18 protein-coding genes, 4 tRNA genes and 1 pseudogene are annotated in these 13,103 nt (G+C 60.6%); 11 read left to right on the forward strand and 12 right to left on the reverse strand.

Going from position 1 to position 13,103, the window contains the following annotated elements; all coding sequences use genetic code 11:
• Positions 1-9 precede the first annotated feature (9 nt).
• The 3 genes from secE to ACZ9DP_RS27075 form a co-directional block, all read right to left on the reverse strand.
• The gene (secE, locus tag ACZ9DP_RS27065; RefSeq protein ID WP_039844632.1) at positions 10-210 is read right to left on the reverse strand and encodes a preprotein translocase subunit SecE; all 201 of its coding nucleotides are present in this window, start codon (positions 208-210) and stop codon (positions 10-12) included.
• A 188-nt stretch (positions 211-398) separates the two neighbouring features.
• A tRNA-Trp gene (locus ACZ9DP_RS27070) sits at positions 399-474 on the reverse strand.
• A 143-nt stretch (positions 475-617) separates the two neighbouring features.
• Positions 618-1,511 (reverse strand): NAD-dependent epimerase/dehydratase family protein, encoded by an 894-nt coding sequence (locus ACZ9DP_RS27075; RefSeq protein ID WP_194729448.1) that lies wholly within the window; start codon positions 1,509-1,511, stop codon positions 618-620.
• On the opposite strand from ACZ9DP_RS27075, the gene ACZ9DP_RS27080 reads away from it, so the two are divergent.
• Entirely contained in the window at positions 1,510-1,836 is a 327-nt protein-coding gene (locus ACZ9DP_RS27080; RefSeq protein ID WP_476204121.1) for a hypothetical protein, read from the forward strand. The two genes, ACZ9DP_RS27075 and ACZ9DP_RS27080, sit on opposite strands and share 2 nt — an antisense overlap.
• Before the next feature lie 8 nt (positions 1,837-1,844).
• Here the strand turns inward: ACZ9DP_RS27080 and tuf are convergent, their stop codons facing one another.
• From tuf to ACZ9DP_RS27100, 4 genes are all read right to left on the reverse strand, one after another.
• The gene (tuf, locus tag ACZ9DP_RS27085; protein ID WP_074067586.1) at positions 1,845-3,020 is read right to left on the reverse strand and encodes an elongation factor Tu; all 1,176 of its coding nucleotides are present in this window, start codon (positions 3,018-3,020) and stop codon (positions 1,845-1,847) included.
• Between the two features lie 328 nt (positions 3,021-3,348).
• Positions 3,349-3,651 (reverse strand): hypothetical protein, encoded by a 303-nt coding sequence (locus ACZ9DP_RS27090; RefSeq protein WP_074067585.1) that lies wholly within the window; start codon positions 3,649-3,651, stop codon positions 3,349-3,351.
• 129 nt (positions 3,652-3,780) lie between these two features.
• Positions 3,781-3,854 (reverse strand) — tRNA-Gly (locus tag ACZ9DP_RS27095).
• Positions 3,855-3,879: 25 nt separating this feature from the next.
• Positions 3,880-3,964: transfer RNA gene (locus tag ACZ9DP_RS27100), tRNA-Tyr, on the reverse strand.
• Positions 3,965-4,165: 201 nt separating this feature from the next.
• On the opposite strand from ACZ9DP_RS27100, the gene rlmB reads away from it, so the two are divergent.
• Entirely contained in the window at positions 4,166-5,056 is an 891-nt protein-coding gene (rlmB, locus tag ACZ9DP_RS27105; RefSeq protein ID WP_194729447.1) for a 23S rRNA (guanosine(2251)-2'-O)-methyltransferase RlmB, read from the forward strand.
• 31 nt (positions 5,057-5,087) lie between these two features.
• On the opposite strand, the gene ACZ9DP_RS27110 is transcribed toward rlmB, so the two are convergent.
• The 3 genes from ACZ9DP_RS27110 to ACZ9DP_RS27120 form a co-directional block, all read right to left on the reverse strand.
• The gene (locus ACZ9DP_RS27110) at positions 5,088-5,426 is read right to left on the reverse strand and encodes a hypothetical protein (protein WP_476205544.1); all 339 of its coding nucleotides are present in this window, start codon (positions 5,424-5,426) and stop codon (positions 5,088-5,090) included.
• Positions 5,423-5,743 (reverse strand): hypothetical protein, encoded by a 321-nt coding sequence (locus ACZ9DP_RS27115; protein ID WP_194729446.1) that lies wholly within the window; start codon positions 5,741-5,743, stop codon positions 5,423-5,425. The genes ACZ9DP_RS27110 and ACZ9DP_RS27115 overlap by 4 nt, the downstream gene beginning before the upstream one ends.
• A gap of 87 nt (positions 5,744-5,830) precedes the next feature.
• Complete coding sequence (locus ACZ9DP_RS27120; RefSeq protein WP_476204122.1) at positions 5,831-7,078, reverse strand: RNA-guided endonuclease InsQ/TnpB family protein; 1,248 nt, start codon at positions 7,076-7,078, stop codon at positions 5,831-5,833.
• 36 nt (positions 7,079-7,114) lie between these two features.
• On the opposite strand from ACZ9DP_RS27120, the pseudogene tnpA reads away from it, so the two are divergent.
• Positions 7,115-7,501, forward strand: a pseudogene (gene tnpA, locus ACZ9DP_RS27125) (IS200/IS605 family transposase); the annotation flags it as partial.
• Positions 7,502-7,662: 161 nt separating this feature from the next.
• A tRNA-Thr gene (locus tag ACZ9DP_RS27130) sits at positions 7,663-7,738 on the forward strand.
• A gap of 1,129 nt (positions 7,739-8,867) precedes the next feature.
• On the opposite strand, the gene ACZ9DP_RS27135 is transcribed toward ACZ9DP_RS27130, so the two are convergent.
• Entirely contained in the window at positions 8,868-9,041 is a 174-nt protein-coding gene (locus tag ACZ9DP_RS27135; RefSeq protein WP_167377862.1) for a hypothetical protein, read from the reverse strand.
• 191 nt (positions 9,042-9,232) lie between these two features.
• Between ACZ9DP_RS27135 and ACZ9DP_RS27140 the strand changes: the two genes are divergently transcribed.
• The 7 genes from ACZ9DP_RS27140 to ACZ9DP_RS27170 all read left to right on the forward strand — a co-directional run bounded on the left by ACZ9DP_RS27140 (position 9,233) and on the right by ACZ9DP_RS27170 (position 11,990).
• Complete coding sequence (locus ACZ9DP_RS27140; protein WP_074067521.1) at positions 9,233-9,493, forward strand: hypothetical protein; 261 nt, start codon at positions 9,233-9,235, stop codon at positions 9,491-9,493.
• 86 nt (positions 9,494-9,579) lie between these two features.
• Positions 9,580-9,786 (forward strand): hypothetical protein, encoded by a 207-nt coding sequence (locus ACZ9DP_RS27145; RefSeq protein ID WP_022714900.1) that lies wholly within the window; start codon positions 9,580-9,582, stop codon positions 9,784-9,786.
• A gap of 130 nt (positions 9,787-9,916) precedes the next feature.
• On the forward strand, positions 9,917-10,090 hold the full coding sequence (locus ACZ9DP_RS27150) for a hypothetical protein (RefSeq protein ID WP_476204123.1): 174 nt from the start codon (positions 9,917-9,919) through the stop codon (positions 10,088-10,090).
• Entirely contained in the window at positions 10,087-10,224 is a 138-nt protein-coding gene (locus ACZ9DP_RS27155) for a hypothetical protein (protein WP_156886386.1), read from the forward strand. The genes ACZ9DP_RS27150 and ACZ9DP_RS27155 overlap by 4 nt, the downstream gene beginning before the upstream one ends.
• 25 nt (positions 10,225-10,249) lie before the next feature.
• The gene (locus ACZ9DP_RS27160) at positions 10,250-10,582 is read left to right on the forward strand and encodes a DUF2934 domain-containing protein (protein WP_476204124.1); all 333 of its coding nucleotides are present in this window, start codon (positions 10,250-10,252) and stop codon (positions 10,580-10,582) included.
• A 120-nt stretch (positions 10,583-10,702) separates the two neighbouring features.
• Positions 10,703-11,476 (forward strand): NAD kinase, encoded by a 774-nt coding sequence (locus ACZ9DP_RS27165; RefSeq protein ID WP_074067519.1) that lies wholly within the window; start codon positions 10,703-10,705, stop codon positions 11,474-11,476.
• 4 nt (positions 11,477-11,480) lie between these two features.
• Positions 11,481-11,990: a hypothetical protein gene (locus ACZ9DP_RS27170; protein WP_074067517.1), complete on the forward strand. Its 510-nt coding sequence runs from the start codon at positions 11,481-11,483 to the stop codon at positions 11,988-11,990.
• Here ACZ9DP_RS27170 and ACZ9DP_RS27175 read toward each other — a convergent pair.
• On the reverse strand, positions 11,965-12,897 hold the full coding sequence (locus ACZ9DP_RS27175; RefSeq protein ID WP_476204125.1) for a LysR family transcriptional regulator: 933 nt from the start codon (positions 12,895-12,897) through the stop codon (positions 11,965-11,967). The two genes, ACZ9DP_RS27170 and ACZ9DP_RS27175, sit on opposite strands and share 26 nt — an antisense overlap.
• Between the last annotated feature and the right edge of the window lie 206 nt (positions 12,898-13,103).

The raw sequence follows: 13,103 nt of genomic DNA on the forward strand, positions 1-13,103 counted from the left end.
TCCACCCGATCAGTTGCCGGTGTTGAGCACGTAGCTCAAAGCCCAGCCAATCAGCTGGTCAGCAGCAAAGAAAAACAGCGCGGCAAAGACGACCATCACCAGAACCATGATCGTCGAGATCATGGTCTCGCGGCGAGACGGCCAGGTAACCTTGGACGTTTCGGTGCGAACCTGCTGCAGGAACGCAAACGGATTGGATTTGGATGCCATCGATTGCCCACGCAATTACGGCACGTAAAGCTGAACATATCAGCCCCACGCACCGCGTGTCTGTTGAACCCTACATAAACACCGATTCCCAATTGCACAAGAGGAAAACCGACGTCTAGCGAAATTTGCCATAATACCCTCCCCGACGGACCGCTGCGAGAACGTCCGCGCTTTCCCTTCGAAGAAGATGGCAGGGGCAGAGGGGCTCGAACCCCCGACCTGCGGTTTTGGAGACCGCCGCTCTACCAGCTGAGCTATACCCCTTTACGCTTTACATTCAGCCCTTTGACCATGAGGGTCGAAGCGCTTCCTGCAAGCATGGCGCTCCCTTTAAGACGGTGGCACGGGATATGCAAGTGCGATTTTCGATTTTTCCCAATCCGCCATCACCCCGGCATGGCCTACGGTCAGAGCTTCACATATTTGCGCCAGTCGTGCTCTTCCTTGAAGCCGAGGACTTCGCGGATCTTGCGGTTGGAAAGCAGGCCCTCATGCTCCCCGATCTCGCGGGTGAAGGGAACGTTCGGAAAGAAGCGTTTGGCGAGTTCCTTCGACGGCATATTGGCGGTCACGGTGTCGTTCACCGCATTGAAGACCTGGAAGCCCAATCCGCTCTTTTCGATACACAGATGGACGACCTGCGCGAGATCGCGGGCGTCGACATAGTTCCACGCATTGCGCCGGCGCGTCTCCGGATTGGCGATGAAGCCGGGAAACCTGTCATATTCATGCGGCTCGATGACGTTTCCGATGCGCAAGGCATAGATATCGGCACCGGACCGCTCGGCGAAAGCGCGCGCCGTCTTTTCGTTCAGCACCTTCGACAGACCGTAGCTGTCCATTGGATCGACGTCGTAGTCCTCCTCCAGCGGAAACTGATGGAAATCCTTCTTTCCCTCCGCGAAGCAGACGCCATAGGTGGTCTCGCTGGAGGCAAGGATGATCTTCCTGACGCCGAGCTTCACCGCTGCCTCGAGGACATTGTAAGTGCCCATCGTATTGATGCGGAACGTCTCGTTGTCCGTCTTGATCAGAATGCGCGGTATCGCAGCGAAATGCACGACAGCCTCGAAGCCTTGGACGCCGTTGCCCGGCTCCAGATCGGGAAGATCGCGATGCATAGACAGCGCGTTGAAGACCTGGCCGCTGTCGGTGATGTCGGCAATCAGGTTGGTGACGCCGGGACTGTCGAGCGGCACCAGATCGACATTGTGAACCTCATAGCCGGCATTCACCAGCCACGGTACGACATGACGTCCGGCCTTGCCCGAACCGCCGGTAAAAAGAATACGCTTCTTCATGAAATCTCCTCCGCATCATGAAATAGAAGGAATAGATAAAGGCTCCACAACAGGGCGCAAGGTGAAGGCGTGGCGATTGAGAAGCCACGGTCAGATTTCGCCTAAGCTGCTTCCACTTCAGGATTCCGACCAGCACCTCTTCCAGCGCGCGAGCCTGGATCTTGATGTCGTAGGCCACCTGCATATTCATCCAGAATCCGGCGATGTCTTGAAGGACTTGCCGAACCGAAGAGCCGTATCGGTGCTGATTCGACGTCCAAACGTCAACAATAATGCAACGCAAAAGCCCCGCCGTTTCCAGCGGGGCTCCTTCAATACAAGCTAATCCGAAGATTACTCTACGATCGATGCAACGATACCGGCGCCGACGGTACGGCCGCCTTCGCGGATGGCGAAGCGCAGCTTTTCTTCCATGGCGATCGGCACGATCAGCTCGACGTCAACCGTGACGTTGTCGCCCGGCATCACCATTTCCGTGCCTTCCGGCAGCGTCACGATGCCCGTCACGTCCGTCGTGCGGAAGTAGAACTGCGGACGGTAGTTGGTGAAGAACGGCGTATGACGGCCGCCTTCTTCCTTCGTCAGGATGTAGGCTTCAGCCTTGAACTTCTTGTGCGGCTTCACCGAACCCGGCTTGCACAGGATCTGGCCACGCTCGACGCCGTCGCGGTTCACGCCGCGGATCAGTGCGCCGATGTTGTCGCCGGCCTGGCCCTGGTCGAGCAGCTTGCGGAACATTTCAACGCCGGTCACCGTCGTCTTCGAGGTCGGGCGGATGCCGACGATCTCGACTTCTTCGCCAACCTTGACGATACCGCGCTCGACGCGGCCGGTCACGACCGTACCGCGGCCCGAGATCGAGAACACGTCTTCGATCGGCATCAGGAACGGCTGGTCGATCGGACGCTCAGGCGTCGGGATGTAGGCGTCGACCTGGGCCATCAGCTCGCGGATCGCATCTTCGCCAATCTTCTTGTCGGAATCTTCAAGAGCAGCCAGCGCCGAACCCTTGACGACCGGGATGTCGTCGCCCGGGAAGTCGTAGGACGACAGCAGTTCGCGCACTTCCAGCTCGACGAGCTCGAGAAGCTCGGCGTCGTCGACCTGGTCGACCTTGTTCAGGAACACGACGATTGCCGGAACGCCCACCTGGCGGGCGAGCAGGATGTGTTCGCGGGTCTGCGGCATCGGGCCGTCGGCAGCCGAGCACACCAGGATCGCGCCGTCCATCTGTGCGGCACCGGTGATCATGTTCTTGACGTAGTCGGCGTGGCCGGGGCAGTCGACGTGCGCGTAGTGGCGGGCAGCCGTCTCATACTCGACATGCGCCGTCGAAATCGTGATGCCGCGAGCCTTTTCTTCCGGCGCAGCGTCGATCTGGTCATACGCCTTGAACTCGCCGAAGTACTTCGTGATCGCCGCCGTCAGAGACGTCTTGCCGTGGTCAACGTGGCCGATCGTGCCGATGTTAACGTGCGGCTTGTTGCGCTCAAACTTACTCTTTGCCATTTGAATGCTTCCTGTGAACGAAATGGGTGACCCCGGCGAGCCGGTTTAGTGCCGCCGTTTAAGGCTTTCGGCGGGATTGCGCAAGACCTAATTGCGAACGCCATTCTTGGCTTGCAAGCGCATATGGGAGACAATTCGCGCCGAGCAAGACGATTCGCCCCGAACCTGGCGAAAATCGTTGAAACCAAGGGGAAAATCTGGAGCGGGTAGCGGTATCGAATGCGTGATCGCGCAGGCACGTCGTTCAAGCTGTCCAGGTCCCGCGAGCTCCCAAACGAGCGCGAGCGCTGCGAGCCTTGGCGGCTGGTCGTGTGGCTTAGCTCCAACCCTAATTCGGGATCTTGTTATAAAAAGATTCTGGATCGTAGACGCAGGCATAATCGAGGACGCAGAGCTTTCCACCGGCATCCCGCAAACTGGTCGTCGAGTGCTTGTCCCCCAGCCTGCAGCGCGCCGGCGGATAGCGGAAGCTGCGGCCGCCAATGCCAATTCGGACAAATACCGTTTTGTTTTGCCGGATGAACTGCGCGAGTTCGCCACAGCTGAGATCGCGAGCCCTGACTTCCACGGCCTCGGCGGCAAGGGCGACCGATGGAAGCAAGAATGCAGCGGCCAAAATCACGTTTCGCATGGCACCTCTCAATGGAGGCCAGTTAAGCAGCAGTATCCGCGTCATTCAAACAGAAATTTTGCGCGCTCGAAGGCACGGCGCCAAAAAAAGCGCGCGCAATGCGCGGCATTGCCGAAGAATTGAAAGGCTTGGAGCGGGTAGCGGGAATCGAACCCGCGTATTCAGCTTGGAAGGCTGCTGCTCTACCATTGAGCTATACCCGCGGGGTGGTGCGATCCAAGTGACGAATGGTGGAGAGAGTTGGATTTGAACCAACGTAGGCTGAGCCAACGGATTTACAGTCCGTCCCCTTTAACCACTCGGGCATCTCTCCAGTTTTTCGTCTGGATCGTAACCAAGCTCGAAGACCCAGGAGCGTTACCGCCCCTCGATCTGCGCCGCGTATATGACCGGAGCATTTGCCCATGTCAACATGAAGACAATAGAAAAAACACGAAAAATTTCATCGCCTGTTGAAAGCCGCCGCCGGCAAAGAAACCCTATGCGCGGTGAAGCACCGCCGTTATAAAGCCGCATGAGCAAAGACAACAAATCCGGCGGCAAGCCCGCAACCGACAAGTCCCCCAAGGATACGCACTACGCCACTTTGCGGCGTGCCCACCGCGATGCCAAGCGCGAGCGCGGCGAAATTCCGACGCCGCCTCCGCAGAAGCGCAAACGCGGCGGCGAGGATTGGAAGGCGCCGGCGCTTACGGCCGACCAGGTCTATCTCTACGGCCTGCATACCGTGCGCGCCGCAATCGAAAATCCCGAGCGGAAAAACGTCAAGCTGACGGTGACGCAGAATGCCCTCACCCGCCTCGAAATCGATGCCGGGCAGCTCGGCATTCCGGTCGAGATCGTCTCGCCGCAGGATATCGACAAGGTGCTCGGCCCCGATGCGATCCACCAGGGCGTAATGCTGGAGACCCGCCCGCTGCCCGTCCGGCGCCTGGAGGCGCTGAAGGACAGCCCGCTGCTCCTCGTGCTCGACCAGGTCACCGATCCGCACAATGTCGGCGCCATCATGCGCTCGGCCGTCGCCTTCAATGCAGGCGCCGTTATCACCACGCAAAGACACAGCCCGACCGAATCGGGCGTGCTTGCGAAATCGGCCTCCGGCGCGCTGGAACTCATTCCTTATATACAGATCACCAATCTTGCCGACGCGCTTGGTGAATTGCATCGGCTCGGCTTCTTCTCGATCGGCCTCGATTCCGAAGGACCGGCGCCGATCGAAGGCACGTTCTCAGGCGACAAGGTTGCGCTCGTCCTCGGTTCCGAAGGCAAGGGTCTCAGGCAGAAGACGCGCGAGACCGTCAGCGCGCTTGCGCGGCTCGACATGCCGGGCGCGATCAAATCGCTGAACGTCTCGAATGCGGCTGCGATCGCGATGTATGCCGCCCGGCTTCATCTGAAGAAATAAGCGGACGTCTCAAAATGAACGAATGGTGGGCCTAAGGTTCGCCGGAGCGCAGCGCAACAGCAAGAGAGAGAAGGAAAATACCCGGCATGGCAATCCGGCCCCTCCTGTTCGGCATCCTGTTCATCGCAGTCTTCGTCGCCATCATTCTCAGCATCATATGGGTCGATCCCACCCAGCCGACGCGCCAGCCGGATCCTCTGGCGCCTGTGACGCCGGTACCCACACCGACACCACCGGCGCAATAGCCGCCGGGAATCGCACCGGCGGCATCGCGTTTGCTGATCGACGGCTGCTCCAGCAGCCCCATTCTCGGTATCTTGATGATGCCGCCCTTTTGAGAGCCGGCATCAGCAAGCCAGCGGGCGATCATAGGTCGATGCGGAAATACAAGTAGTGCGGCCGCTGATGATGACGCCAGTAATGACGTTCCCTCCACCTGCGTTCGGCGCGCCAGGGCCGGTAGTGGCGGCGCTCATAGGCATACGGATGATGGCGCCAGTAACGGCGTTCATGCCGCCACGAATGGCGCCCATGGCGGCGATGATCACGGTAGTGCACCTTCACGACGTCGCTCTTATCGACGGACGCAACAGGTGCATATACGGGAGCGGCAACCACGGGCTCGACGGCAACGACGGCCGATCCGAGCGACAGAAGCGCTGCAATGGCAAAACGGGCAATTCTCATGGCTCATCTCCTTGATGAAGGTGAGCGAAATCTGCGCCTCCTGCCCTGAACGCCTCCTGAATCGCTACTTCAGCTTTTGTTCATGAATTAACATCTTCCCCCGCTCGAAAGCGGGGGATTTCCGAGGGGGCGCGAAGCTCCGCCGATCGTTATCGCTTCAACGGAGAGCCGCTGCCCTTCCTCCACGATCATAGACGCCGTGTTCCGACGCAGGATGTTGATTGCAGCATTGTGGTCGGCATGGGCGCGGAAGCCGCATTGGCAACAGCGGAAAGACGCTTGGCTTTCGCGGCTTTCCCTGTCCACGGCTCCGCAGGCCGAACAGGTCTGCGAGGTGCGGCGGGGATCGACCTTGCACAGGTATCCGCCCCGCTCTTCGAGCTTGTAGGCCAACACGGTTTCAAAGCCGTGCCAGCCTTGTTCGAGGATCGCCCGGTTCAGGCCCGCCTTCTGGCAGACGTTGGTTCCGGGCGCGTCCACGGTTCCCCTGGCGCTGCGCGTCATGTTGCGCGTGGCGAGGTCTTCCAGCACGACCGTTGCGAAGCGACGGGCGATATCAAGACTGGCCTTGTGCCGCCAATCCTGCCGGATGCGGGCAGCACGGGCCTGCAAGGCTGCAACGCGGCGGCGGGCCTTCGCGTGGCGGCGCGACCCGCGCTTGCGCCGCGCCAGAACGCGCTGGGCCCTGCGCTTCCTGGGCTCGATCTCCGCAAGGCCGGCAGGCATCCACCAATGCTCCCCGGTCGAAAGCGTCAGCGTGTTCGCCACGCCCCGGTCGATCCCCACGGCGGGCAAATCGTTTTGCGGGACGGCATGGTCGATTTCGCAGGCGAAGGCGATGTGCCAGCCGTTCGCCGCCAGACTCACCGTCACGTTCATGGTCTTGCCACGCAGGCGCCGCGTGTCGCGGAACTTCACCCAGCCGATCTTGGGAAGGCGCGCGGCGGACCACTTGCCGTTCAGGCGCTTGACCTCGATCTCCCGCCCCTGAAAGCGGAAGGCGCCGTTCACGCCCTTCTTGCGGGGCGAGGGATATCCTGCGCGCCCGGCGAAGAAGTTGGCATACGCCTTATCCAGATCGCGCAGGGCCTGCTGCTGGGGCGTCACATGCACGGCGGCAATCCAGTCGAACGCGGCCCGCAGGGCGGTCAATTCCCGCGCCTGGGCGATGTAATTCAAGCGGTTCCCGGTCTGCCGCCGGTAATGCCGCCACCAGTCCCTGCGCTGCTCCAGCGCCAGATTATAGACCAGCCGCACAACACCCGCGAACTGCCGCAACAGGACTTCCTGTTCGGCGGTCGGAGCGAGCTTGTAGCGGAAAGCGCGGTGGATCATGTTACGATTCTATCAATTGCTCCAAGGAGCGCAACCGTGGATCGCACCGGCAGGCATGTCGTCTACATGCTCCATGGTCATTTGGTCTTTGTCACGAAATACCGCCGTGACGTTCTGTCAGAACCGGCAATCCGCCACCTGCGGCGCATCTTCGCCAAGCTGTGTCGCGACTTCGAGGCCGAATTGATCGAATGCGACGGCGAGGACGATCATGTTCACCTGCGGGTGCATGACCCTCCGAAGATCGCCCTGTCGAAGCTGGTCAACAGCCGCAAAGGCGTATCCAGCCGACGTCTGCGCGAGAGCCGCCCGGAAATCACCGGGCGCTACCACAAGGGCGTTTTGTGGTCGCCGTCCTCCTTTGCGGCAAGCTGTGGCGGCGCACCGCTCTCGGTGATCGCCGAATATGTCAAATCCCAGCGGGAAGCAGCCAAGGCCGCTCTCGCGTTCCTCCCCGGCCTGAACGCCGGGGTATCCCGCGAGGTTCACGATGAAGAGGGATTGGGTCTATGATCGATCACGAAATCGCGCCCAGGTCGGATTTTTCTTTACAGACCGGAAGAATCTGCTAGTTGGCACGCATTGCCCTTGTAGCTCAGTTGGTAGAGCACCTGATTTGTAATCAGGGGGTCGCGGGTTCGAACCCTGCCGGGGGCACCATATATTAGTTAATAAAATCAGTGACTTGATGCTAGCCCGCGCTTAGCTGGCGGTTTTTCATGCGCCAATGATTTAACCAGAATTACCATGTTTTCCGGGCTTTTCCCGAGGGTAGCGGCGATTCGTTGGAACATGAATCGCGCATAAGAAACAAGACGCAGCATACCAAGGGTCTAGCTTGAGACAACCAACGTATAATGTCGGGAGGCGCGGTCCATTGGTATGTTGCGCTATCGCCTCAACACCCCAACCATAGAGGCGATCAGCTGCGCCAAGCTGCTATCGACTTCGGTGTCTCTCACCCCTCTCTCACCGTGGTCGGCGGATATCGAATCCGCGTTGACCGCCTCGCAGTCGGGGCGGTCTCTTTTTTTGATGAAGCTGTAAAGAAAAACCCGCCGGCTGGTGAGGCCGGTGGGCGGGCTGTGGTGGTCTGCGGACAAAGCGCCGGGATCGAAACATGCCACGCACCGGCCGGCGCGCAAATCACGCCGAGAAAGGAACCGTCGGCCAGTTGAGAGCGTGTCGACGCCTACAAGAATGAGGACACAACGAAGTCAGTAGCAGGCATTCGGCAGGTGCCGTTGTCGTCGGCGATGCTGGCCGAGCTTCGAAAGTGGAAAGACGCGGCCAAGAGCTCCGAGCTGATGACCTTGTGTTTCCGAATTCCAAGGGCGGATTCCTCGATCACAAGAACATTCTAAAGCGCGAGTTCCGGCCGCTGCTCGCAAGGCAACCGAGCACGAAGGCTTTCAACTGGCACGTAATCGGCCGCTTCGCGATCAGCCCATGGATGAAGGTCGGCATGCAGCCGAAGAACTGTCCACACGTTCGCCGGTCACTCCTCACTGGCCGTCACGATGAGCCGCCACATGTTTCCAAGCGACACGCACCGCAATCTAATGGATCAGGTTTCGTGCTCTATTTTCGGCGATGGCGCACAGATGGTGCATGACGCATAGAAGCACCTGTAGAATAAAGCTTTCCATCCTGATTTGTGATCAGGAGTTCGAACCCTGCCGGAGGCCCATTTGCATCACGATTTTTTTTGGCGCACGGTGCCACACGCCCGTGCAGTCCGGACGCCCCGATCGCATCGTCTGCCGAGGGCAGGCTTCCATACTCGTCGTCAGTTGCGGCCGTCGTTCGAGCGTGACTTGCGTGCCTCGCTGTTGGTCGAGGATGCCGTCTTTCCGTCGGGTTGCTGGCCGAAATAGGTGCCGCCGAGATGGCCGCCGGCGCTGGTGTTTTCGACCTGGCGCTCGGCCCGCTTCACGAGCTTTTTGACGTCTGTCTTGCTCATTTTGACGCTCCATTGGCTGGTGGTGACATGGGAACAACGACACGCGGCCAAGAGAGTTCCCTCTTTCCAGGAACCCGGCGCAACCGGACCGCGGCGTTGCTTTGAATGGCTGGTTCCTTGACAAATCTACCAAGCGCACGTGAAAGTACCTCGCTCGTGTACGCTATGACAATTATGGATTGCGATATCGAATGCCCAAAAAACCGAAACTCGAATACTCGGAACTTGCCGGCGAATTCACCGAGGACGGCATTACCGTGCTCGTCGATATCTTCCGGACAGCCGGCTCCAACGAGGACTGGTCGATGGAAGTCGTGACGCAGGAGGAGGATCTCATCCGCTGGGACGAACCGTTCGCGACCGACCGCGAGGCGTTTGACGAATTCCTGGCGACAATCGCCCGCGACGGCATTCGCTCGTTTCTGGACGATACCGAGCAATCCGTGCACTGAACGGCCCTGCATTCGCTATCCACCGACTGACCAGGCGTATTCGCGCTCTTGCTAAAATATGATATGGTCGCCGCGGGAGAGCGGTGATGCGACGGTATAATCTCCGGCATGAAGCCGATGATCGCTGGCTTGTTGTTGACGGAATGACAATGCAGCCAGCCGCCCTGGACGGTATCCCGATCTGCGGCATGCAGTGGGCGGAGGCCTGCGATATGGTCGATCTCATGAATACCCTCGACAGCATCGAACGCGCAGCGGATCGGTACGCGGCTTCGTTTCGCCGGAGCGCCTGACGGCCGCCTTTCCGTCTCCTGAAAATCTGCAGCCGCAGGCCCAACCGGCCCGTCCCCTTCCGGACTTGCTGTTGCCGCAACGGAACAAATCCGCCGTCCACCGGTTCGAATCTTCAAGGAGGATCGAAGCATGGTTGCGGAGTATCTTTGGCTCTTCGCTATCGCCGGCGGCGCCTTCCTTCTCGGCTGCGCGATCGCCTACGGCATGCTCACAAACCGCAAGCTCTCGCGCACTGAGCAGGACGCGCAGGACCGCAAGGTGCGGAAACTCTACGAGAAGCCGCCGCATGAGGCATCGCGATGAGCCGGCGGTATGCTTGGGCGGTCGCCATCGCGCTGGCGCTTGCCGCCGTCCTTGCCGCCGAGAGCGCCGGTTATTTCCAGTCGTCCGAAACGCCCGGCCGGCCCGCTCCCCACGCAATCGACCAGTCACAGTAGGAGCCAGTCACAGTAGGAGATCGACATGCCAGGTCAGGACAAGAGCTTTGATTCCGGCACGGATGATGCACGCTGCTCGGACACTGCGGCCGCTGCCGAGCGTCGGGAGGAAGCCAAATTGCAGGCCGCGCGCGGGCTGGCTTCCGGAATGGGCCATCCGCACGAGGCCCTGCTGGATATCAAGCCGGAGGACATAGCGCGGGACCGCCCTTTTGGGGAAATCGAGCCCGATGAACGCGCGAAACAGGCCGCCCTGAAGGAACAGGCCCGCCTCCACGGCGATGTCTACATCGTCGAAACCGACCTGGAAGACAGGGATCAGCGCGAAGCAGCGCCGGGCACGCGAGAGCAGAAATAGCAGCCGCTCTCCCCTCTTCGGCAGCCCACAGCGGAGGCGGCAGAGTCTGCTTGCGCGCAAAATACCTTGTCGCATAAGCCCTTTATCCTTTAGCTAGGCGAAGATCATAAAGGGCATCACATGGGCCGTTCATTTCAGACGCTTTGTTTCCTCGCTTCCTCGGCAACGGAGGCGCTTGCCGCGCGGGAAGAGTTGATTCGCCTTTATGGGGAGGTTCCCGCCGAGGAAGCCGATGTCATCGTGGCGCTCGGCGGCGACGGCTTCATGCTGCAGACGCTGCACAGCACGATGAATTCCGGCAAGCTCGTCTATGGCATGAACCGCGGTTCTGTCGGTTTCCTGATGAACGACTATCGCACCGAGAAACTGCAGGACCGCATCTGCGCGGCCGTCGAGAATGCCTTCCATCCCCTGCAGATGACGACGGCCAACGCCGACGGCACCAATTCCACGGCACTCGCCATCAACGAAGTCTCGCTCTTCCGTCAGTCCTACCAGGCCGCCAAGCTGCGCGTCGAGGTCGACGGGCATGTGCGTCTCGCGGAACTGATCTGCGACGGCCTCATGGTGGCAACGCCCGCGGGCTCCACCGCCTATAATCTTTCGGCCCACGGCCCGATCCTGCCGCTGGAAGCGCCGCTGCTTGCCATGACGCCGGTCAGCGCCTTCCGCCCGCGGCGCTGGCGCGGCGCGCTGCTGCCGAACAAGGTGACGGTCGACATCCATATTCTCGAGGCCGAAAAGCGGCCCGTGAATGCGGTTGCCGACAATGCCGAGGTCAAATCCGTGCTGCATATCCGCATCGCCCAGTCGGAGCACATGACGGCGCGCATCCTTTCCGATCCGGACCGCTCATGGTCGGATCGCATTCTTGCCGAACAATTCGAGGATTGAGGCCATGCAGCTTCGAACCGCTCTTCTTGCCGCTGCGCTCATCACCGGCCCGGCAGGCCTTGCGAAGGCTGTTACGCCAGCCGACACGATCCTTCCGCCCGCCGTGATCTTTGCAACCAGCACCGGCTATTGGGAGGAAAGCCGTGCGGATATCGCGATCGAGCGTGCGCCGGGCGCAGCAAGCGATCCGGCAAAAGTGGAACCTCAGCCGCGCCGCGGCTATTACAAGCTGTTTTCCGTCCGCCAGCCGGACAAGACTTCGAAAATCTACCTGCAGCAGATCGCGCAGGCCGACAGCGGCCCGGAAATCGTCTCAAGCGTCGAGCTGCACGAGTTCACGCAGCTCAAACCCTATGTCACCGATATCCGTCCGGAAAGTTCCACGGGCATGGGCAAGCAGCCCGGCCTCTTCGCCACGGTCTACCTGAAGACCGATCCGAATGCCGAATCCGAGGGCTGGACCGTGCTGATCGACGAATTCGGCGAGATCACCATCGAGAAGGCGACGAACTGACTGCTCGAACCGGCGGCCTGCCCGCACAAACCTCCCGAACGCACTCGCGCAGCCAGCGATGCGCCGGATCGAGGTCCGTCCGCGGGTGCCACAACAGCGAGATCGTAATGTCCGGCGGCGAAACCGGCAGAGGGAAAGAGAACATCCCGTCACGCAGGTTTCCCGTATAGCGTTCGGGGACGCTGGCGATCAGATCCGAGGCACGCGCCAGAGCCAGAGCTTCCGAAAAGCCGCCAACGACCGTTACGATCTCCCGTTTCAGGCCGAATGGCTCAAGCGCGTCATCGATCGGTCCCCTGTCGAGCCCGCGCCGCGAGATGAGGATATGCCGGCCGGCAGCGTAATCCGCAGGCGTGATCGCAACCTCGCACAACGGATGCCCCATCCGGACAACGCCGACGAAGCGGTCTCGGAACAGCGCTTGCGCGCGCACCTCCGGCCCCATGGCTTTTCCGACGACGCCCGTTTCCAGGTCAACGCTGCCGTCGCGCAGCGGCGCGCTGTCCCTGTCCGGCTTTGGTACGAAACGCAACTGCACGCCCGGCGCCTGGTCGCCGACACGTGCAATGAGATCAGGTCCGAAATTCTCGACAAAGCCATCCTGGTTTCTGAGCGTGAATGTCTGCACAAGCCGTGTCAGGTCGAGGGTCTCGACGGGACGCAGAACAGCTTCGGCGTCCTGCACGAGCTGGCTTACACGCTCGCGAAGCTCGAGCGCCCGCGGCGTCGCAACAAGGCCGCGTCCGGCCCGAACCAGCAGCGGATCGCCGGTCGCCTCGCGCAATCGCGCCAGCGCGCGGCTCATCGCGGACGGGCTTAGCCGCAGCCTTTTGGCGGCGCGGGCGACGCTGCATTCCTTCAGAAGCACATCAAGGGTGATAAGCAGATTGAGATCGGGATGCGACATGCAGCGACCATAGCACAGCCGGCGCAAGATGACATGGCGTCAAACGCACGAATGAGATGCATATGATGCACCTTCCGCCCTATCTGGCCGCGAGCTATCTCTGTTCCTAACGCAAATTTTGGAGTAGCTCTTCATGATATCGGTCCGATTTGTTCCTGCCGCCTTCGCTGTCGTCTTCGTGGTCGCACCGCTCGCGCGCCGGGTCG

The sequence above is a fragment of the Rhizobium sp. USDA 4016 genome (assembly GCF_056279705.1).